The following is a 20255-nucleotide window of genomic DNA, read 5'->3' on the forward strand; positions in this document are numbered from 1 at the left end:
GGGTAGGCAACCGAGGCAAACTTCGAGATGAAGCCATGAATGTCGATATTCTGCACGAAGAAAAAATCATTGGGCGCGCCGATCTTGGTCCCATCGATCCGTCGATGGGCGTTGCAGGGGGACGTTTTGTTCCCACTCGAGATTATGATCCACGACTCCACGCGTTCGTAATTGATGGCGAATATAATGACTTAGAAGGCAAGGCCCAGCTCTATGCATGTTCAGCAGAGTTCGGGGTGCTTCGATGCGAAGGCGTCGCGATTGAGGATTTCAATGAAACCGTTCAGGAAATAAATATTGTCATATTGGGCATGGCCTATCCTGAATATGAAACCGCCTTTGCATCTTAGTGCCGGGCATGATGCCGGAGCGGAGAACTGGGCAACCATCGCCTCGCTCATCGAGACGTGCAAGCTCAACGCCGTCGATCCGTTTGCATATTTGACCAACACGCTCACCGCCATTGTCAACGGCCATAAGCAGAGCCAGATCGAGGGTATCCTACCGTGGAATCACCCGGCTGGGTAATATGTGCCAACTGCTTCCGTCGGCCCTTTGCGGACTTCTCGGGACCCGCTAAACGTGCCGCTCGAACAGCGAGGGCGCGATGGTCAGAGGCAGAAAGCAGAAACGAGGCGATATCGTTAGGATCGACATTGGAAACGGAAAGCAATTTTACGCCGTCGCCCTAACACATCCGCTGTTCGCTTTTCTCGACGGTGTTTTCGAACGTGAAGAATCAGTTCAAGACGTGCGAGATCCAGCGGTTCTCTTCAAGCTATGGGTGATGGACAGCGCCGCGAAGTCCGGGCGATGGCCCATCGTTGGAAAGGTTGATCCACCCACGGTGTCCGCGTTGGACGGCGCGGTGTTTTTCAAGCAAGACCGGATTTCAGGCAAAATATCAGCGTATGATGCCATCGCGAATGCCGAGTCTCCGCTCAGCTTTGAAGAGGCAGACCGCCTAGAATGCGCTGCTGTTTGGAGTCCCGAGCATGTCGAAGACAGGCTTCGTGATCATCTGAACGGCATCTCGAACAAGTGGTGGGCATCAATGCGGCCCCGAAAATAGCGATGATCTACTTGTCGGAACGCCCGGTGTTGGCGCGAAGCGCCGACCGCCTCATGGCGGCAGTCTTCGAAACGGCAAAACGTCGTGGTCAAGGTGCGAGCGAGATAGCGCTTACATTGAACCCGGATACTATGAAGTCATGCGCGGCTGCATGGTGCAGGGAATACAAAGAGCTCGTGATGGGGATCATAGCCAGAAGCGCTCGTTGATCTGCTGCCGTCCGCTGTTGGTGCTTCCGCATTGGGTAGGCTGCTGAGATCGCGGATGCCGCATTTTTCAACATTCGCGGCGCAGTGCTGACTAGGCCAGCTTTTCTCCGTGGCGCGGAGACCATAAGGCGGGCGCGGCGCACGCTGTGATTAACGAGTTCCAAATCGTTCGATAAGCATCTCGGTGAGGGTTCGCACTTTTCGAGAGGGATACTGGCCGGGCGGCCTCACGACGAAGATGCCGGCTGGCGGAATCGGATGACGCGTCATGATTGGCACCAGTGCACCCGAACAAATATGGTCCGCGACAAGCGGTTCTGGCAGATAGGCGACCCCGATCCCATCCAGAGCGGCCGCTACGAGGGACATTGCGTTATCAGCTATGAAGCGTCCCTGGGGACGCACCGTGACAATCTCGTCGCCATTCATGAATTGCCACTTCTCGGCGTCCCGCATAACGACTTGGTGATTCACAATCTCGTCCGGTGTTTCAGGGGCACCGTGAGCCTCGATGTAGGCAGGACTCGCAACCAGCTTGCCAAAGATCGGTCCGATACGTCTTGCGACGAGGTTCGAGTCCGGCAGATGCCCCAGCCGAATTGCGCAATCAAAACCCTCTCCCACGAGATCTACGAAGCGATCAGTATAGGAGGAAAGGATTTGCAGTTGCGGGTGTCGGCTAGCCATCTGGGAGAGGACGGGAGCAAAATAGGTCGGACCAAATGACAGGGGCGCGGCTACGCGCATGCGGCCTCGAAGCTCGCCGGCAGGCAGGATCGCTTCGCGCACCACATCGAAGTCTGCAGAAACCCGTGCTGCGTAATCTCTGAATGTAAAACCTGCTTCCGTGAGCGCTATACCGCGGGTCGTCCTTGCAAATAGCTGTGCGCCGAGTTCCGCCTCAAGCCTGGTGATCCGCCGGCTGACCATCGACTTGGAGATGCCCAGTCGCAGCGCTGCAGACGATACTCCGCCCGCATCAGCAACTTCGACAAATATTCTGAGATCCTCAAGTTCCACAAAGCGTTCCTTATTTTGCAACACGGCTTCACACGACCGAGGACTACCGAGGCAAAGAGGAGAATGACAACTTCGCTGCGGCTGTCTCTCCAGTGGGGGCATCCGCAACCTGCCTCACGAACCGCCAATATAGGATTTATTCCATAGGCTATCTAACGGCTTCAACTCACTTCTTCGTCCATCGCACGCATCCGCACGGAGCCGGCTTGCGCATGACCGCAATTCGGAAAATCATTCGAACGAGGGTAAAATGCTCAGAAAAATATTCATCGCGTTTGTGGCGAGTTTTTCTTTCTCTGCGGTTCAGGCACAAATGACGCAGGAGCAGCCCGGCGCTGATCTGATCGTTTTCAACGCAAAGATCTTCACCGGCAACCGTGCTCAGCCCGAAGCTTCAGCTTTGGCCATCAAGGACGGCCGCATTTATTTCGTCGGCTCTGATGTGGATATTCTCGGTCTGAAAAATTTGGAGACCAGGGTGATTGATGCGCGCAGCCGCCGGCTCATCCCCGGCATCATCGATGCTCATACGCACGTCCTCAACGACATGGCTTACAACTACAACGTAAGATGGGATGGCGTGCCGACGTTGCGTCGGGCGTTGACCATGCTCAGCGAGCAGGCCCAACGCACGCCTGAGGATCAGTGGGTCAAGGTGATCGGAGGCTGGTCCCCCTACCAATTCGAGGAGAACCGCTTTCCCACGCTGGCCGAACTGCGCGAGGCCGTGCCCGATCATCCCATGATCGTGCAATATGCCTATAACCGCGCTTTCTTGAACGAGCAGGCGATGGAGGCACTTGGCGTGGGCACCGATCGGTTCCCGCAGTTGCCGGACGTCGAATTCGAAAAGGACAGCCGCGGCAATCCGACCGGTGTGGTCCACGGCTATACTTGGTTGTTTCTCGCCCTCGAGACCATGGTGCCGCAGCCCACGTTAGACGAACAAGTGAGTTCGATAGTCTATAGCATTCACGGTCTGAACCGGGCCGGCGTGACCTCGATCATCGATAATGGCGGCAGGTGGCCATACCCCGAGGCCCAGGCGAGGGTGGACGTGCTTGCACGAGACAACCGCCTCAACGTGCGCATGCCCTTTGTGGACTTGCAACTCGGCGATGGCGGGCCGGTAAACATGGTGGATCTGGAACTCGAGGCGATCACGAAAACGGCGCCGATAAGCCCAGGACAAAACCTGCACCCCACTCTGGCACATGGCCATGTATATCGAGGGGCCGGGGAGGTTCTGAGCGCGGAAGTGCACGATCATGAGAACTTTGATCGTCCGGCGGTTGTCATCGAGCCCGAGACGATGCGGCGCTTCGTCGAGCACGATGTAATGAAGCTGATCCAGCGGCGTATCCCGTTTCGTATGCACGCCAGCTACGACGAGAACATCTCCCCCTTTCTCGACGCCCTTGAGAAGGTGAACGAAACGACCCCGCTTGATGGCCTGAAATGGAGTCTCGAGCACGCTGAGACCATTAGTCCGGAGAACATCGATCGGGTGAAAAAGCTGGGGGGCGGCATCGCCCTGGACGCCAAAATGGCGCTGCACGCCGATGGCTTCATCAAGACATATAGTCGCGAGAAGGCGTTGGAGACACCGCGCCTGCGTACACTCGTGGATAGTGGCATCCCTCTGGCCATGACCACCGATGCATTCCGGGCAGCCACGTTCAACCCGTGGGTTGGTATAAGCTGGATGGTGTCCGGCAAGTCTGTGTCCGGATCGGAGGTTCTCGCCGAGAACAACCGGCTCTCCCGCGCTGAGGCGCTGAAACTGTTCACCAGTGGGGCAGCCTGGTTCATGAATGCAGAAGCCGAGCTAGGCGTAATCGCCCCCGGAAATCTGGCAGACTTCGCCGTTCTCGACAGGGACTACTTCGCCGTGCCGGAAGATCAAATCAGCTCTATATCTTCTGTACTGACTATTATGGACGGAAAGGTCGTGTTTGGTGCGCAGGACTATAGCGCTCTATCGCCAAAACTGCCCGAGGCTTTTCCGGCTTGGTCACCCGTAAAATACTTCGGCAGCTATCATGGGGAAAAATGAACCCAGCGGAAAGGTTCTCCCGCTTTCACGCCAGAGAGCCAGTTTCCGTCATCTTCTGGCTGTGATCACCGAGTCCTGACCCTAGGCGAACCTCCGCCGGCAGCGGCCATTGGGGCTATGCTGCTCTAGGGGCGATCAGTCCGTCTTCGGCTGCCCGGGAAGCTGGCCGTAAGCCGTCAGGATGGCCTTGATCAGGCCCGGGAAGCGTTCGTCCAACTCGGTGCAGCGCGTTTGATTGCGCATCTCCACACCCTGGCGCTCGCTCAGGACCAGCCCGGACTCGCGCAGCACCTTGAAATGGTTGGACAGCGATGACTTTGGAATGACGCGGTCGCCGAGATCGGCAAGCGCGGAGCACGTCCCGCCACCGCTGGCGCCGGCAAGCTTTGCATAAATGGCAACGCGCTCCGGATCGGACAGCGCATAGAGGATCGCCTCGGGCTTGATGTCCTCCAGGGCTGGGTGAAAGAGCGGTCTCATGAATTTTATATAGCGTCCCTTGACATCGAGATCAACAGTTCCGAATTTCTGAACTATGGAACAAGCCTGCCAATCCCGGCGGCTGTCCAGATATGAAGGAACGAGAAATGGCTAAGCTCGCAGGAAAGGTCGCTGTCGTAACGGGCGCCTCCAAAGGCATTGGCGCTGCGATTGCCAAGGCGTTCGCAGCGGAGGGTGCGCAAGTGGTGGTCAACTACGCTTCGAGCAAGGCGGGAGCGGACGCCGTGGTTGAGGCGATCGGCGCGGCCGGTGGCAAAGCCATCGCGGTGCAGGGCGATGTTTCGAAGGCCGGTGAGGCACAGGGACTGGTCGATGCTGCGGTCAAGGAGTTCGGCAAGCTCGACGTGCTGGTCAACAATTCCGGCGTCTATGAATTCGCGCCGATCGGTGAGGTGACCGAGGAACAGTATCGTCGCATGTTCGACGTGAATGTTCTCGGTGTTCTCTTGACCACCCAGGCAGCGGTGAAGCATCTCGGCGAGGGCGGCAGCATCATCAACATCTCCTCGGTGGTCACCAGTCTGGCGCCGCCAGACTCCGCCGTCTATACCGGGACGAAGGGAGCCGTCGAGGGCATCAACAGCGTGCTTGCCAAGGAACTCGGCCCGCGCAAGATCCGCGTCAACGCCATCCTGCCAGGGATGGTCGAAACCGAGGGCACGCACACGGCGGGCGTCATCGGCTCGGATTTCCAACAGACCATCGTCGCCCAGACGCCGCTCGGCCGCATCGGCCAGCCGGATGATATCGCCGGTGTCGCTGTCTTCCTCGCTTCCGACGATGCGCGCTGGCTGAGCGGCGAACGATTGTCCGCCAGCGGCGGTTTTCGCTAAAGCATGATGATGTGATACCGGGTCGGCCTCAAACCTGAATGCTGTTCTGAATTAAACGGCTAAAGCGCGTCGCGATCTTTCAGATTCGCTTGTCGCGCTTTAGCTCTTTGTTTTTACGCATGTCGTTATCGCAAAACCGCTGCACACTTTTACGCGACATGTTTTAGTAGGGTGATGTCGTCCAAGGTGCCCTTGCCGAAGATGGAGCGAGCGGATGACTGGGACGCAACTCTGTTCGAAAGCATGGTGATCTGCGAATATCTCGAGGAGACGCAGGGCGGCGCAAGGCTCTACTCTGAGGACGCGCTGTCTCGCGCTCAACAGCGCGCGTGGATCGAATATGGTACGGCGGCTCTAGCCGAAGCCTGGCAATTCCTAAACGCCAAGGATCGTGCAACCGCAGACGCCAAGCGGGCGGCGTTCCGAAACCGGCTAGAGAGGCTCGAAGATGTGCGTGACCAAGGGCCCTACTTCTCTGGATCGACGTTCAGCATGGTTGATGCGGTGTTCGCGCCTCTGTTCCGGTATTTCGACCTCATCAACCCGACCGTGACGCAGATGATATTTCAGGGTCTCCCACGCGTATCCATATGGCGTGAGGCTTTGGCACTACGAGCGAGCGTCGTCGCGGCCGTGGGGCGGGACTACGGTCGCCGTTTCAAGCAACATCTGGTCGAGCACCAGGCGATCTTGGCCGATTGATTCCCCCCAAGCCCGCTTTCGCTCTCTCGGTGTCTTGACCTGGCGGCGCTCCGAAGAGACGCTTGTACTCACGGCTGAACTGCGAGGCGCTTTCATAGCCGACCGCAAACCCCACCTCGGCTGCACTCACCTGGTTCGCGATCATGCGACGGCGGGCCTCGTGGAGCCGGATATATTTCTGATACTGAAGCGGGCTGACGGCGGCAACGGCTTTAAAGCGATCGTAAAACACGGATACGCTCATACCCGCGAGCGCAGCGACCGCCTTGAATTGAGGCGCTCGGTGTAGTGATCGCGGATCCAAGCCATGGCCTTTCGGATGTGCATCAGGCGCGAGTCAGATCCGGCAATCTGACGGAGCAGGCCGCCGTGCGGTCCCATCAGCAGCCGAAACATGAGCTCGTGCTCCAGAGACTGAGCCATGACCGGGATTTCGGTTGGGCGATCGAGTAGTTCCAGTAGTCTTCCCCAAGCGCCCAGAAGCGACGCGCTCGCGGTGCTAACGCCGTATCCCGATTCAATCGGCAACTCTGGTATCGCTGCCATTTCAAGTACGAGATCCGACAGCAGGGCTGGATCCAAAAACAGACCGACTGCGAGAAACGGTTGATCCTCTGACGCCTCACAGATCTGACCCAACGCAGCGATCTCAGCCGCGACGATCATGCTTTGGCCAGGGCCGTACTCAAACATCTTGTCGCCGATAAACATGCGCTGAGTTCCCTGGATCACCAGGGACGCCGCAGGATCGTAGATCAGCGGGTCGATCTCGGTTGTATGGTCGAGGGTGTAAGCGAACAGTCTCGGCAGTTGAGGACTCTGACGGCCAGCGTGGCGCACCGCCATGGCGCGGATTTTGTCGAGTTCGCTCATCAAGGCAGCTTAACTCGATTGCCCAGAATTATCAATCATTCCGGAAAATCAGGCAATGATAGCGGAAGATCTGGCATCGTGGCGTCGCGATTCAAAGCCTATCTTCAGGCTGAACACAGAGGCCGTTGAGGCTTCTAAATCATCCTGAAAGGAACTGCCATGCCCACCCCAACGGAAACTGTTTCGGCTTTTTGCGCCACATTCTTGGAAGACGGCGGAAGGCCAGCCGTCCGTCGCTGGTTCACACCCAACACGCGCTGGGTCAACGAAGGCGTTTCAGTCACGAACGGCGTCGAAGAGGCTATCGCCATGATCGACGGACTGGAGACGTCGATGGGCATCTCGACGGTCCATATCGACATGCTCGCGATTGCCGCCGACGGATCTCGCGTACTCACCGAAAGGCTCGACAGGTTCGAGCGTGCCGACGGCAGCGAAATCGGACGCGTGATGATCATGGGCATTTTCGAGATCGAAGGTGACAAGATTGTCGAGTGGCGGGATTATTTCGACGTTACCGCCGTCCAGAAGTTCTCTGCCGACTGAGACGCCGGCTTGCGAACGATGGGGCTGGACGCGGAGATTATTGTCTCCGCGATCAGCACAACGCGTCCAATTGGGAACATCCCCTTTTAAGCAGGCTCGCAGCCGTGCGGGTGGGCTTTCAGATGAGTCGCGTCGATCATGATGCGCCCAGACCTAGACCGTCCGCCGGTGAGCCCAGCGAAGATGCGGTCGAAGACGCCGAGCCGGCTCCAGCGGATGAAGCGATTGTAGAGCGTTTTGTGCGGCCCATAACCTGCCGGCGCGTCCTTCCACTGCAGGCCATTGCGGATCACGTAGACGATCCCACTCACCACCCGCCGGTCATCGACCCGCGGAACCCCGCGCGACTGCGGGAAGAACGGCGATATCCGCGCCATCTGGCGCTCGCTCAGCAGAAACAGATCACCCATCACAGACCTCCTGTTGGAAGCCTGAATCACATCTCAAACCAAATTAATAAGTCCTGAGCCTAGTAGGGCGAGACGCACGCCCGTCGCGGACCGTAATAGGGCTGGAACGTGTTGTCGTAAGCCCTGTAAGACCGGTAGCGCGAGTAGCACCAGCTCGTATGTCCGTTGCCGCCACTATAGACTTGGCGGTACGAGCGCGGCGCGTAGTAGCGCGGACGGTAAATGGTCGAGCCGTAGTAGCGCGGCGGACCGTAATAGGGCGATCCGTAGTAGCCCCGGTCGTAGTAGCCCTGATCGTAGTAGCCCCGACCGTAATAGCTTCGGCCATAATACGGCTGCGCTAGCATTCCGCCGATGATTGCGCCGGTCGCGAGCCCGCCGAGACCCCAAGCCCAATTGTCGTTGCGATAGCCACCCCCGCGGTAGCCTCGATAGCCGCCTCGATAGCCGCCTCGGTATCCACCGCGGTAGCCGCCGCGATAATTTCTGTACTGGACCGGCTGCGCCTCTGCGGCTTCGATTTTCGGCACGGCAATGGTGGGAAACGCCATGGCCGGCGGGACGCTCGTCAGCGCCGTCACCAGCGACAGGATAACGATTGCTAACCTTTTCATTGGCTCATCTTTCCTTCGTAAGCGCTGCGCGACGCATGCGGCGCGCAAGGACGTTTCAGCCCTCTCAATGCACTGGTTAATTTTACCCTAAAATCGACTTTGATTCGAGGAGTTTCGCAGGAAGGATTTTCTTCGACGGCGGGGCTCCCGGCGAAAGCACGCGCCCCACTCTCCGTCATCCCGTATAAGCCGCTGCGCGCTCCACGAAACATGCGACGCGGAGCTCATCCATGACGCCGGCAAAGGCGGTCATCACCTGCGACGCGACTTTGTCAGCGGTATCCGCCAGAAGCGGCCATATCGGGTCTTGATGGGAATCGAAATCGCGACCTGTCATTTGTGACGGAATGCCACTCAGCGTGAGCCTTTCCTGCGCAATTGCATTAGGCTGGTTGCGTAGTGCCCGAGGCAGACGAACAGCGCAACAATGGCGCCCTGGTGCAAAAAGAACCGCAATGCCGCTTGTTCGAAATTCCAGAGATTAAGAGTCATTTCGGCCATAAGGCGCGACCCGGTACCCATGACCATCCAGCTGTGGACGCCGTAGGCGGCTACGGCCAGCGCCAGGGCGCGGAGGATCCAAGTCCTACCGACGCTGGGGGTGCCAAGTCGCAGCCAGGCGCGCATCGAGGCCATGATCATGGCCCAGCGCATGCCGACGTGGACCGCGACGATCACCAGCGCCCAATAGGCGGCCTGGGCGTGCAGTTGACGTGCCCCGAACGAGCTGGCAATCGGCAAGAGGCTGAATAGAGAGCGCGAAATGATCAAGCTGGTGACCAGCAGGCTTAGCATTGCGGCCGCGAGTGCGCCGATGGTGACGATGTTGAGCCAGCCGCGCAGATCCCGGCTACCCTTGCGGGCGGTCGAACCGTACCAGCGGCGATTGAAGGCGTTGTGGAAGATCAGCAGCCCGAACATGGCCGTGCCGATCAGTTCATGGGCAAGGTTGCCCAGCCAATCATAGGCCAGGGCAGCCACTAGCAGACCACCCGCCACGGCGTTCATCAGCAGGCGAACCTGAAGCGGCATCAGGGCAGATACGCTTCCATGCGGTCGCGGGTGAACATGAAATCATTGCTTTCCTGCCCTTGGTGGCAGGCCTCGCAACGTTCCGCGATCGAGGTGCGGTTGACCTGGCCGTTGGTGTCGAACTGCTGGAAATGCCAGTCACCGGTGCGCTTCTCCTCCTCGACTTCGAGGCCCCAATCCACGCCTTTTTCCATCACGAAGTAGCCGGTTAGGGCACCGTCGTCATAAATCTCCAGTACAAGCCTGGTGCCCGGGGGTAACGGCTGGCCAGCCTTCGCGATGTCGATCGTTTCCTTCAGGGCATAAGCCAGCTCGCCACCTGAGCCGCGCCTGTAATCTCCATACATAACCATCTGCTTGAAATCTTTCGGGAAGGTCGCGCGGTTGGCGGCTGCGGCGGCAAGGCCGGATGCTAGGAGCAGAGCGGCCCCGCCGAGGGCTAGAAGGACAGAACGGAACGATGGCATGAGGATCCTTTCTGGATATGGGAAATGTGACCTGTGGCGGCTTCGGAAATGCCAGCGGGCGCCGCTTGAGCGCCCGCCGTTCCGGAAGATCAGGCTTCGACGTCGACCGATTCCGTAAACATCGGGCTCATGCGCCCGCCATGCACGGTTATGGTGGAGAGCACGGCATTGATCTCGGCGAGATCTTCAGGCGTCAGTTCGACACGAAGCGCCCCGAGATTTTCAACCAGGTGGTCGATGTTGCGGGTGCCAGGGATCGGCACGATAAAGGGCTTCTGTGCTCGCAGCCATGCCAGCGCGACAGCAGAAGGTGTTACTCCCTTTTTCGCCGCGAACTGCCTCAGGAAGGTAACGATCGGCATATTCGCCGCCATGTTTTCCGCGCTAAAGCGTTCAAAGTTCGCGCGAAGGTCCGTTTTCGGATCGAACTTGGTGTTGCTATCGATCCTGCCTGTCAGATACCCCATCCCGAGCGGTCCCCATGGCACGAAGCCGATCCCGAGTTCCTCACATGTCGCCAGGACACCGTTCGTTTCGGGACTGCGCTCAATCACCGAGTATTCCGTCTGCACAGCCGTGACCGCCTGCACGGCATGGGCTCGCCGAATGGTTTTTGCGCTCGCTTCAGACAAGCCGAAATGCAGCACCTTGCCTTCCTGGATCAGGTCCTTGACGGCGCCTGCCACGTCCTCGATCGGCACGTTCCTGTCGACGCGATGCTGATAGAACAGATCGATGCGATCTGTCCTGAGGCGCTTCAGCGATTCTTCGGCAACTCGCTTGATGCGTTCCGGCCGGCTGTCCCGCGCGGTCGTGCCGTCGAGGGCGAAGCCGAATTTGGTGGCGATCTTCACCTTGTCGCGGATGGGTGCCAAGGCTTCACCCACCAACTCTTCGTTTGTATGGGGCCCGTAGACTTCGGCGGTGTCGAAGAAGGTCACGCCGTTGTCATGTGCGGTGCGCAAAGTTTGGATGCCTTGGGCAATATCGGCCGGTGGGCCGTAGGTGCCACTGATGCTCATGGCGCCGGCGCCGATTTCCGACACCTCCAGAGTTCCCAGTCTACGTGTTTCCATAATCGATCCTGTCTGCGTGGTTGACGTATCCGAGGTCGCGGCCCCAGCCATTGATCCGAGCGGCAGGGTTGCTCCAGTGAGGGCCGCCCCCACCACAAAATCTCGTCGTCCGATGCTGAGCTCGATCCGTCTTTGCTTATTCATGATCAGTCTCCTGATTGACCGCGACCAAACGGGCGTCGCTTCGCGAAACGTTCTTTTGACGTCGAAAGCGATGACCCCGCTCTTTGCGGCTCATGTTGGCGGTTAGTGATATAAGCCCCACGAGATCATCCGATTAGGCGGGAATATCTGCATGGGTTTAGAAATGGAGCTTCTGAATTCGGACGATTGCTCAGCGCTCGACAAATGCCGGTAGGAGTATTGTCGATCGGTCCTAGGCCAGACCCGCCACACCGGCAGGGCGGTCATCACCTGCCGATATTAGGCGGCCAGCTCCTCCGGCGTGCCGTTGGGGAAGGCCGGTTATTTTCGGCCATTTACCTGACGGAGCCGATATCGATGACCTCAGGAGGCAATATGCAACGTGGCCCAAATATCTGCCGCCCGGACCAGGGGAAAGATACTAGGCTTTCAAAAACATCCGCCAAAGCGGACCATGAAGGTTGCGGCGCTGAGCGGCGGTCTGCGCCCCCAATCCAGTCATTGGCGTTTGCGCTAACGGAATCGAAAGCAGACATTCACTGCTGACGCGCACGACTGCGCGGATGGATTCGTTCCCGACTCTTGCCCAAGACGGTCCCGAAAAATGGAGAACAAGGTCCGGATCAAGTTGTCTGACTGATCGCGTCTGCGGCTCGTAAGAGAGAGCCGCCCGCGATGACCCGCATGTCTATTGCGCTACTGGGCAAGATAACCGCCGTCGATGTTCAACTCGACGCCGGTCACGTAGCTTGCCTCCTCGGAAGCTAGATACAGGCAGCCATAGGCGATCTCGATCGACCTACCACCGCGCTTCATCGGTGTTGCCGCGATGACAGCTTCATTGAGCTCTGGCGCCTGTGCATCCGTCAGTGGCGTGTGTACGAAGCCCGGATGCACGGAGTTGACCCGGATCCCGTCGGATACGTACGTCATCGCCGCGTTTTTCGACATGTTGCGGACTGCACCTTTTGCGGCATGGTAGGAATGCGCACCCGCAACCGCTGCACTGCCCCAGATCGAGGAGATGTTGACGATCGCACCCGCTTGCTGCTTGCGCATGACGCGAATTGCTTCCCGCATGCCGAGGAAGACACCAGTCTGGTCGACGGCGATCATCTTCAGCCAGTCCTTCATCTCCAGCTTGTCGAGCGGCTCGTAGGCGATAATGCCGGCATTGTTTACAAGCACGTCAAGTCGGCCATGTTTCCTGACGATCGCGGCAACGACCGTTGCCCATTGCTCTTCGCTGGTCACATCAAGCGTCATTGCTTCGACGGCGTCGGGATATGGTTTTTCGGACGGCTTGATGTCGCCGGCGATGACAATGGCGCCCTCGCTATTGAACAGATCCGCGACTGCGAAACCGATACCACCTGCGGCTCCTGTGACCAATGCAACCTTGCCCTTGAGTCTCATCTTGCAGCTCCTTCTTGGCTTGATGGTGTCGTGTGCAAAAGCGGCGCCTGCGGCGCGGCGTGCTCTTCCCCGAGCAATCCGCGATGGCCCTCGTTCGCCGACGTCCAGTTTCGTGGGAAGCGTGCTAGTCGCCAGCCGGCGCGAGGATCTGCATTCGCATCACCTTCACTCCGCCATCGGCGAGTTCGGGCAGCTTGGCAAACCACTCCTTCACATACGGCATGGCGTTATGGGCCTCAAAGTCGGCTTCGTTGGCGAATATCTCGTAGAAGATGAAGTGTCCGGGGGTCTCACGGTTCTCCTGAAGAAAATAGACGAGGTTTGCGGGATCGCTGCGGACAAGGTCAATAAGAGGAAGCGTGACGGCCCGTAGTTCGGCCTCCTTGCCCGGTTTGGCACGGACCTCGGCAACAACCGAATAGGCCCCACTTGCAATTTTGGCATAGCCCTGGCCCGGGCCTTCCTGAGCGAGCGCGTCCGCTTGGAGAACGGGTCCCGCGAGCAGGCCCCCGAGCAGAATAGCCGAAGCTTGCAGCCGCAACGTAGTGATCATGTCGTTTCTCCTTATCTTGCCAAGCGCGGTAAGATGGCCCGCTGGCCAAATCCGGGTGCCGGCCTGCAAAGTGATGCTGATGCCTTTTGCGCTTACTTCGCGCTCGCAAGTTGCAGATGCGCCGCCAATGCATCGGCAAACCGTTTTTTCACGGATCCAAGCGCCTTCACGAACTCCAGTTGTTCCCCCTCCGGGCCCTTGCAATAGATCAGTTCCCAGCCGTCTGATGGCGCAACGGTCACTTTGTTGGTGTTGGCGCTCTGGGGGGCCGCCTTTCGTTCGTCTTCTGTCGAAACACGTATGATGCGATTTGCCCGCACCTGCGTCATGCCACGCCGCTCGGACTCCGCCTCGAGATCGGCGATAAACTGGTTGAAGTCGACATCATCCCGGACGTAGAAGCAGATGTGCATCATTCGCGGAAAAGCCGGGCTCATGTGCTCCACAGGTTCCGCGAACGCCTTGGGACCACCCATCGGTTGGTCCGCATCGCGATACTGCAAGAGCTCAATAACGACGTTGTCGAACTGGATGAATCGCACATCGAGGCGTTGGGCGCCGTCCCTGAGGTCAGGCACGCCGATCGTCCGCGGATTGACGCCGAGCTGATTGGCCAGGATTTCCTGGTCGGCAAGCAGTGTGTTCTGCACGGCGTCGCCTTGAAAGTCACCATGGCGGAAGACTTCGGTCCCACCGAGTACGGCTGTGTAGAACTCGTACGCGCGTTCCATGTTCTGCACGGTCAGGCCGAAATGCTGTACGCCCTGAAGCCGGGCACCCAGCGAACCTGGATCGCCGGTTGCGACTGGCGTATGTGCGGACGCAGTTGCATCGCCTGCTAGGGCAGCGGCAATTCCGCCGATTGCAACGCCTCCGGCGGCGCGAAGGATGGCTCGGCGCTCCGGGTCGTCCGGTTGGGTAGCTGGCTTTTGATCGCGAGACATCGTTGCCTCCTGTGTTCGCGGGGTGACTGCGCAAATTCTAGCGCGTCCGCGCTTGCGAGGCTGGTTAAGATCTGGGAAATTTGGTGAACCGAGCAGCCATCCGGTCAGTACGATAACGGCGACCTGGTATCTTCCTGCGCGCGGAGCGCGGCCCCCGGACCGGGGCCAACAAAGGCTCATAAGGGATATGGACACAACGGCGGGGCGGACCAGACGGATTGCAATCGTGCTGGGTGCAGGCGCGGGAATGTATTTTAGCATCGGGATCGTGCTGATCTATGGCTTCAGCGTTTTCATCGTGCCGATCACCGAGGATACTGGGTGGGATCGGACCGTGGTGGCCGCCGTCGTCGCACCGATAGCCGTCGTAAACGGTCTTATGTCGCCTGTAGTAGGGGCGTTGACGGATCGGTTCGGCCCGCGCCGGGTGCTTGCCGTATCGTCCATGTCGATGGCGATCGGCCTGATCGGGGTCGGCATTGCGTCGCAGAATTTGACTACATTCATCGTGGCCGTCGCCGTGGCAAGCCTTATGGGTGCCGCGCAGACCGGCGTGCCCTACACCTATGTGGTGGTCGGATGGTTCTCCGCGCGACGCGGTCTCGCACTGGGTGTCATGCTTTCCTTCGTGGGGCTTGGGATCGCGACGCTTCCTCCGTTCCTTGCATTCCTGATTTCCGAGTGGGGCTGGCGCTTTGCCTTCATGGCAGCCGGTCTGATATCAATTGCGGTCACGCTTCCCGTCGCGCTTTTCGTTATTCGTGATCCACCCGTGCTTCAGCGACCCGACCGCACAGGGGGCGAGGGCCACACTGTTCGCCGGGCGGTGGAGACGGCAAGCTTCTGGTTGATGCTGGGCGCATTTTTTCTCAACTACTTCGCCGCTGCAGCCGGGTCTATTTCGCTCCCTGTCGTGCTGGCGGATCGCGGAGCGGATCCGGCAATGGCGGCCTTGGTCATGAGCCTTGTGGGGTTGTCCTTCATTGTCATGCGTCTTGGCTTCGGGGCACTGCTCGATCGATTTCCCCCGGTCCCGTTGACCAGCCTGGCTTTTCTGTCACCCGTTGTCGGTCATTTCATTCTGTTGAATTCCGAAGCTCTGATCCCCGTCTATGTCAGCGCCGTCTTCTTCGGCCTCGCCACCGGAGCGGAGGGCGACGCGATCGGTTACCTGCTGTCGAAACGGTTCGGAATGCGAAGCTTCGGCAAGCTCTTCGGCATCAACTACATGGCTTTGACCATGGGCGCTGGACTTGGCCCGGCATCGCTGCACATCATGGCCGCCGAGGGTACGCGCTACGTCGAGGCCTTTTCAATCTTCGCGGGCATTGCCGCGATCGCTCCGATCCTTCTCATGTTGGATCGCCGTACGCGAGCGCTAACGCGCTAGGAATTCGGACTTGTATGCCCATCGCGACGAGCCTGACGAGCAGCGCTTTTGCTCCCCTTGCCAGCATCCCCCAGGCTATCGAGGAGTGCGCGCGCCTTCACCAGATCGCGGGTGGTGAGCCCTTCGCCGAAGCGTCGATAAATCGGTGCCAGAAGCCCGCCAACCCTTTCGCTTTGTCCCGACTGAGCCCAATGCTCGGCGAGAGCCGTTGCGGCGCGCAACTCCCATGACAGTGCACCTTGGTGGCGCGCGAGGTCGAGCGACTGAAAATAAAGGGCTTCTGCGGCTTTTACCGTCCGGTTGGCGCTTTCCTTGCCCAACAAAACCGCCTTTATGCGCAGCAGTTCCGGCATGCACCAGATTTCGCCGGTCGATGCCGAAAGCGCGACTGCCTCGCCGATCGCGGTCTGCCCCGCATCAACGTCCCCATGATCCCCCAGACCCGCAGCGTAAACGCCGATATAGAAAGGGCAACGCATGCGGAAACCTACCACAAGAAGCTCATCGAGCGCGCTTCTCAACATCGCCAGTCCAGACGGATCACCGCTTTGCAGCAACCACTCTGCGCGCAGGCAGCGGCTCATGGCACTCCAAATCGACATCGCGTGCTCCGCGACATGGGCTTCGATGCCAACAAGCAGTCGCTCCGCGGCAGCAAGGTCTCCCGTCCACAGTGCAATGGGGCAGGTCGTGTGGACGATGGCATTGCAGAGCGCGAGGGCGTGCTGCGAGGCCCGTGCCTCTTCCAATTGACGCTGCGCCATGGCAACCGCCCTGTCGGGATGCCCCTGCAGCCAGGTGACGTTCGCAAGGGTGCCCCTTGCCGCAGATCGTGGGTCCAACTGGAAACGCGCAATGTCGGAACGGGTCACGGGAGGGACATATCGGGAGATCATGCGTTCGAGGTGACGCCGTGCTTCGCCAAGCTCTCCCAAGTAGCGCAGAGCGGTTCCAGTCTGCCTATCGACATTGTTGCGTGCATCCAGATCGCCGCGGCCGGTTGCCAGCTTTCTTATCCGATCCGCCATCCCCAAGGCCGATTGGTGATCGCCCGTCCAGGTGAAATAGTCGCACAATCCCCACAGGCACCTGAGCATGTATTCGGTGTCGTTGAGCACTTCGGCGGAGCCGAGGGCTGTGGTCCAGGCGGTCTTGACTTCGGGCAGCGGGCCGCGGGTGTGAAGCAGCGCCGTGCCATAGGCAAGCTGCAGCTTCATGTCGTCGCTCGCACTACGGAAATCGGCAAAACAACGACTGAGAGCGAGTTCTACCCCGGTGCGGCACTCCTCCAGGAGCGAAAGATGTTCCCAAAACGGGAGAGCAGCAACCGTGAGCGCTACGCCGGTGGCAACGCTGCGGTTCCCGGAGAACGCCCAGCCCAAAGCACCGCGGATATCGTCCATCTTTCGCCCGTACTCGGCGAGCCATTGGGCCGTCGGCCGGATTTTCCATTCCGCCTCGGCGCGTTTGGCGAGTTCGAGGAGATGTTCGGCGTGGCGCTGGCGCAGGCTGTTGCTTTCGCCGCTCTCGGCAAGTTTCTGCAGCGCATATTTGCGGGTTGTATCGAGCAATCTGTAGTGCGTCCCGAGCTCTCCTCTCTCCGTCGATATAAGCGACTTCGCAACGAGGTTCGCGACACCGTGAATGCATCCGGAGCGGGCACGACCCTTGTCGACTGCAACGGCGCAGGCCGATTCGAGACTGAAGGCGCCTGCAAAGACCGAGAGGCGTCGCAGCAGGACGCGCTCAGGCTCGGCGAGCAGGCCATAGCTCCAGTCCAGCGTTGCAGCCAAGGTGTGGTGGCGAGGGTCGCCACACCGCCTATCGCTCAACACATGAGATTGATCGGCGAGAAGGTCGAGGAGTTCGCGTGTACTGAACGCATCCAGTCGCGGCGCAGCGAGTTCGATCGCGAGTGCCAGCCCATCGAGCCTGCGGCAGATCTCAGCAGCGACTGGTGCGTTCCCGTCGTTAAGCTTGAACTCGCCGCGACTTCCGGCCGCGCGCTCGACGAAGAGCTCCACCGCTGGGAACGCCAAAGCCTGGGCTGCGGAAAGTTCGGACACTTCGGGTGGTGTTTCGAGAGGCGGCAGGCGATAGACCTGTTCTCCGACAACCCGCATGGGTTCACGGCTCGTGGCGAGAATCCGTACCCTCGCGGCGGCGGCCAGGAGCGTTTCTGCGCAGGAGGCCACCGCTTCGATGACGTGCTCACAATTGTCGAGCACAAGCATGAATTCCCGGTCGGTTGCGAAGGCCGCGACCGCAGCTTTGATCTTCGCCGAGTGGACCCTCAATCCCATCGCCGTGGCGATCGCCGTCGGTACGAGAGTTGCATCGTTCACGGTCGCCAGATCAACGAACCAGATGCCATCGTGATACGCAGCAGTAAGTTGATCAGCTATTGCGAGAGCCAACCTCGTCTTGCCGACGCCACCCGGGCCAACGATCGTCAAGAGGCGCGATACCTCAAGTGCGCACCGGATTGCATCAACAGCATCGCCTCTTCCCACCAAACGGGTTGTTGAAACAGGCAGATTGTGCGTGCGGGCACCTTGAGACTTCGCCGTGACGGAGGTGTCATTCTGCCCCGAAATACGCACGGGAAAGACGAACCGATAGCCCCGGCCGCTCACCGTCGCTATGTATTGCATGTCGCCCGGAGCATCGCCAAGCGCGCGACGAAGAGCTGCAACGTTTACCTTGAGATTGCTTTCCTCGACGAAGGTATCCGGCCAGACGCGCGACACAAGCTCAGCCTTGCCCACCAGTTCGCCGGGACGCTCGATCAGCGCCGCCAAAATTTCCAGTGCGCGGCTACCGACACGAACGGCCGTCTGATCCCGCATCAGCGACTGCCGCTCTGGTACAAGTACGTACGGGCCAAAGAAGTAGGAAAGCACGATCGAAGCTCCGGACGCAAACGTACAAACCCCTTGAATACGTGAACGATCGCTTAATGAAACCGCTCACAGCCCCAGGACAATAACCAATATCACATGTGAAATACATCGCAGATCGATCGACAGGAGCAGCCGACCTACAGGCTGCGGGGTCCGCTCTGGGGCTGTGACAGCAATGCTGAATGTCTTCTTGAAGCACCGAAGGTACAAGTCCCCATGCCATCGGGCCAGAGCTCAGAACCTGGGACCATTGCGCCTTGACGGAAATTATTTCCGCTGCCGGTCCGAAGATTATCGTCCCACTTCCAATCAACGGCAGTTCTGCGCCGTCGTTGCAGTCCTGGAGATGTTTGGCTCTTTCTGGAAAGCCCGACATGTCAGGAGCTTGGCGAAGGTGCGCTGCACCTTGCAGCATTCTCACAGTGTGCCTAACCGCCATTAACGGAGGCGCGCCTGGATAGCGGGGACGCTAGCGAGCCATCTGCGCGCGTAGGCGGGGCCCGATCCAGTCGAGGAAGCAACGCACCTTCAGCGGCAGGGGATCGGCTGGTCCATGGACAACGTTCACCGGAAGCGGTTCCGGTGCGAACTCCGTCAGCAATTCCTGCAGCGCGCCGGAGCGCAATTGATCGGAGATCTGGTAAGACAGCACGCGGATAATGCCGATACCGGCCAGTGCTGCCTGAATGGCGGCCTCCGTCGTGTTGACCGCGAGTTTGTAGCGCGGCTCGACGGCAAAGGCCGCGCCATCCCGGCGGTAGCGCCATTCCGGCGCGGTTGCGAAGCCCTGGAAGCTTATGCCGTCATGCTGGGCGAGGTCATCCGGCCGACGCGGCACTCCTCGGCGGGCGAGATAGTCGGGGCTCGCGCAGATCACCCGGCGGACTGTGCCCACGCGCGTTGCGATAAGCGCGCTGTCCGCCAGATGCCCGATCCGCAGGGCCACATCGACGTGCTCATCCGCCAGACTTAGCTGCCGATCGACCAGGCTCAGGCGCAGGTTGATATCGGGTTGCTCCTTCAGGAATTCCAGCGCAATTGGCAGCAGATGGCGCTCGCCGAAGGCAATCGGTGCGGTCACGTGCAGCCCGCCACGCAGCGCGCTGTAATCGCCGTTGGCCTGCCGCTCCGCCGCGTCCAGTTCCTCCAGAATGCGACGTGACGCGGCGACGAAGGCGCGCCCCTCCTCCGTCACGGCGAGGCCGCGGCGGGTGCGCAGGACCAAGCGCACGCCAAGGTGCTTTTCGAGATCTGCGACCTTGCGGCTGACCGTGGCGAGCGGTGTATGCAGTCGCCGCGCCCCGGCCGAGAGGCTGCCTGCCTCGACCACCGCCAGCAGCACCGACATTGCTTCGAACCGATCCATCGAAACCTTCCGGAATTTGAGAGGTAAGTTCTCTAAATGGCAGGATACCCTATCAATTGTGGATATCATAGCTTTCATGTCGTCCAGGGGACGCCGGCCGGCTGGCTCCCGTATTGCCAAAGATCCGG

At 59.5% G+C, this 20255-nt stretch carries 20 protein-coding genes and 2 pseudogenes; 8 read left to right on the forward strand and 14 right to left on the reverse strand.

Features of this window, described 5'->3' with window-relative positions; all coding sequences use genetic code 11:
• The first annotated feature begins 35 nt into the window (after window positions 1-35).
• From HX898_RS21155 to HX898_RS21165, 3 genes and pseudogenes are all read left to right on the forward strand, one after another.
• Complete coding sequence (locus HX898_RS21155; protein ID WP_180195642.1) at window positions 36-350, forward strand: hypothetical protein; 315 nt, start codon at window positions 36-38, stop codon at window positions 348-350.
• A 1-nt stretch (window position 351) separates the two neighbouring features.
• Window positions 352-528: pseudogene (locus HX898_RS21160) on the forward strand (transposase domain-containing protein); the annotation flags it as partial.
• Window positions 529-607: 79 nt separating this feature from the next.
• A complete protein-coding gene (locus tag HX898_RS21165; protein ID WP_180195643.1) occupies window positions 608-1072 on the forward strand; it encodes an Imm26 family immunity protein in 465 nt (154 codons plus the stop codon).
• Between the two features lie 359 nt (window positions 1073-1431).
• On the opposite strand, the gene HX898_RS21170 is transcribed toward HX898_RS21165, so the two are convergent.
• Window positions 1432-2301: a LysR family transcriptional regulator gene (locus tag HX898_RS21170; RefSeq protein ID WP_180195800.1), complete on the reverse strand. Its 870-nt coding sequence runs from the start codon at window positions 2299-2301 to the stop codon at window positions 1432-1434.
• A gap of 250 nt (window positions 2302-2551) precedes the next feature.
• Between HX898_RS21170 and HX898_RS21175 the strand changes: the two genes are divergently transcribed.
• On the forward strand, window positions 2552-4357 hold the full coding sequence (locus HX898_RS21175; RefSeq protein WP_180195644.1) for an amidohydrolase: 1806 nt from the start codon (window positions 2552-2554) through the stop codon (window positions 4355-4357).
• A gap of 135 nt (window positions 4358-4492) precedes the next feature.
• On the opposite strand, the gene HX898_RS21180 is transcribed toward HX898_RS21175, so the two are convergent.
• The gene (locus HX898_RS21180) at window positions 4493-4837 is read right to left on the reverse strand and encodes a helix-turn-helix domain-containing protein (protein ID WP_180195645.1); all 345 of its coding nucleotides are present in this window, start codon (window positions 4835-4837) and stop codon (window positions 4493-4495) included.
• A gap of 107 nt (window positions 4838-4944) precedes the next feature.
• On the opposite strand from HX898_RS21180, the gene HX898_RS21185 reads away from it, so the two are divergent.
• The gene (locus HX898_RS21185) at window positions 4945-5691 is read left to right on the forward strand and encodes a glucose 1-dehydrogenase (RefSeq protein ID WP_246697952.1); all 747 of its coding nucleotides are present in this window, start codon (window positions 4945-4947) and stop codon (window positions 5689-5691) included.
• Window positions 5692-5865: 174 nt separating this feature from the next.
• Entirely contained in the window at window positions 5866-6393 is a 528-nt protein-coding gene (locus tag HX898_RS21190; protein WP_246697953.1) for a glutathione S-transferase family protein, read from the forward strand.
• On the opposite strand, the gene HX898_RS33280 is transcribed toward HX898_RS21190, so the two are convergent.
• Together HX898_RS33280 and HX898_RS21195 are read right to left on the reverse strand one after the other, a co-directional pair.
• Window positions 6350-6637, reverse strand: coding sequence for an AraC family transcriptional regulator (locus tag HX898_RS33280; protein ID WP_246697954.1), 288 nt, complete (start codon window positions 6635-6637; stop codon window positions 6350-6352). The two genes, HX898_RS21190 and HX898_RS33280, sit on opposite strands and share 44 nt — an antisense overlap.
• Window positions 6634-7266, reverse strand: coding sequence for an AraC family transcriptional regulator (locus HX898_RS21195; RefSeq protein WP_246697955.1), 633 nt, complete (start codon window positions 7264-7266; stop codon window positions 6634-6636). The genes HX898_RS33280 and HX898_RS21195 overlap by 4 nt, the downstream gene beginning before the upstream one ends.
• Before the next feature lie 159 nt (window positions 7267-7425).
• Between HX898_RS21195 and HX898_RS21200 the strand changes: the two genes are divergently transcribed.
• On the forward strand, window positions 7426-7812 hold the full coding sequence (locus tag HX898_RS21200; protein ID WP_138387874.1) for a limonene-1,2-epoxide hydrolase: 387 nt from the start codon (window positions 7426-7428) through the stop codon (window positions 7810-7812).
• Window positions 7813-7922: 110 nt separating this feature from the next.
• Here the strand turns inward: HX898_RS21200 and HX898_RS21205 are convergent.
• The 8 genes and pseudogenes from HX898_RS21205 to HX898_RS21240 form a co-directional block, all read right to left on the reverse strand.
• Window positions 7923-8222, reverse strand: a pseudogene (locus HX898_RS21205) (transposase); the annotation flags it as partial.
• 59 nt (window positions 8223-8281) lie between these two features.
• On the reverse strand, window positions 8282-8836 hold the full coding sequence (locus HX898_RS21210) for a BA14K family protein (RefSeq protein ID WP_180195647.1): 555 nt from the start codon (window positions 8834-8836) through the stop codon (window positions 8282-8284).
• Between the two features lie 354 nt (window positions 8837-9190).
• Window positions 9191-9868, reverse strand: coding sequence for a DUF4405 domain-containing protein (locus HX898_RS21215; RefSeq protein ID WP_180195648.1), 678 nt, complete (start codon window positions 9866-9868; stop codon window positions 9191-9193).
• Window positions 9868-10335, reverse strand: a complete 468-nt coding sequence (locus HX898_RS21220) for a cytochrome P460 family protein (protein WP_171599235.1) — start codon at window positions 10333-10335, stop codon at window positions 9868-9870. The genes HX898_RS21215 and HX898_RS21220 overlap by 1 nt, the downstream gene beginning before the upstream one ends.
• Before the next feature lie 89 nt (window positions 10336-10424).
• Entirely contained in the window at window positions 10425-11411 is a 987-nt protein-coding gene (locus HX898_RS21225; protein ID WP_210273207.1) for an aldo/keto reductase, read from the reverse strand.
• Between the two features lie 840 nt (window positions 11412-12251).
• Entirely contained in the window at window positions 12252-12971 is a 720-nt protein-coding gene (locus HX898_RS21230) for an SDR family oxidoreductase (protein WP_180195650.1), read from the reverse strand.
• Between the two features lie 124 nt (window positions 12972-13095).
• Window positions 13096-13524 (reverse strand): putative quinol monooxygenase, encoded by a 429-nt coding sequence (locus HX898_RS21235; protein WP_180195651.1) that lies wholly within the window; start codon window positions 13522-13524, stop codon window positions 13096-13098.
• A 92-nt stretch (window positions 13525-13616) separates the two neighbouring features.
• Window positions 13617-14468 (reverse strand): VOC family protein, encoded by an 852-nt coding sequence (locus HX898_RS21240; RefSeq protein ID WP_180195652.1) that lies wholly within the window; start codon window positions 14466-14468, stop codon window positions 13617-13619.
• 247 nt (window positions 14469-14715) lie between these two features.
• Here HX898_RS21240 and HX898_RS21245 point away from each other — a divergent pair, with 247 nt between their 5' ends.
• On the forward strand, window positions 14716-15858 hold the full coding sequence (locus HX898_RS21245; protein WP_138328697.1) for an MFS transporter: 1143 nt from the start codon (window positions 14716-14718) through the stop codon (window positions 15856-15858).
• Here HX898_RS21245 and HX898_RS21250 read toward each other — a convergent pair.
• Both HX898_RS21250 and HX898_RS21255 read right to left on the reverse strand, forming a co-directional pair.
• Window positions 15855-18761, reverse strand: a complete 2907-nt coding sequence (locus tag HX898_RS21250) for a winged helix-turn-helix domain-containing protein (RefSeq protein WP_180195653.1) — start codon at window positions 18759-18761, stop codon at window positions 15855-15857. The genes HX898_RS21245 and HX898_RS21250 overlap by 4 nt on opposite strands.
• A 469-nt stretch (window positions 18762-19230) precedes the next feature.
• Complete coding sequence (locus tag HX898_RS21255; protein ID WP_281411954.1) at window positions 19231-20127, reverse strand: LysR family transcriptional regulator; 897 nt, start codon at window positions 20125-20127, stop codon at window positions 19231-19233.
• Window positions 20128-20255 lie beyond the last annotated feature (128 nt).

The organism is Rhizobium sp. WYCCWR 11128 (assembly GCF_013416305.1).
Classification (GTDB): domain Bacteria; phylum Pseudomonadota; class Alphaproteobacteria; order Rhizobiales; family Rhizobiaceae; genus Rhizobium; species Rhizobium indicum.